The following is a 623-nucleotide window of genomic DNA, read 5'->3' as shown; positions in this document are numbered from 1 at the left end:
AATGACACGACTTCGGCGGTACGCTTGAGCCCCGCTACATTGTCGGCGCGGAATCACTAGACCAGTGAGCTATTACGCACTCTTTCAAGGGTGGCTGCTTCTAAGCCAACCTCCTGGTTGTCTCTGCGACTCCACATCCTTTCCCACTTAGCGTACGCTTAGGGGCCTTAGTCGATGCTCTGGGCTGTTTCCCTCTCGACCATGGAGCTTATCCCCCACAGTCTCACTGCCGCGCTCTCACTTACCGGCATTCGGAGTTTGGCTAAGGTCAGTAACCCGGTAGGGCCCATCGCCTATCCAGTGCTCTACCTCCGGCAAGAAACACACGACGCTGCACCTAAATGCATTTCGGGGAGAACCAGCTATCACGGAGTTTGATTGGCCTTTCACCCCTAACCACAGGTCATCCCCCAGGTTTTCAACCCTGGTGGGTTCGGTCCTCCACGAAGTCTTACCTCCGCTTCAACCTGCCCATGGCTAGATCACCCCGCTTCGGGTCTTGAGCATGCTACTAAAAACGCCCTCTTCGGACTCGCTTTCGCTACGGCTACCCCACCCGGGTTAACCTCGCAACACACCGCAAACTCGCAGGCTCATTCTTCAAAAGGCACGCAGTCACGAGA

The 623-nt window shown here is 56.0% G+C and carries 1 rRNA gene; it reads right to left on the bottom strand.

Annotated elements, in window-relative coordinates:
- Positions 1–623 (bottom strand): 23S ribosomal RNA (locus tag AC27LF_RS45585); the annotation flags it as partial.

The organism is Streptomyces diversicolor, assembly GCF_057537855.1.
The sequence above is the reverse complement of the archived record's forward strand: the minus strand, read 5'-3'. Positions and strand labels throughout refer to the sequence as shown.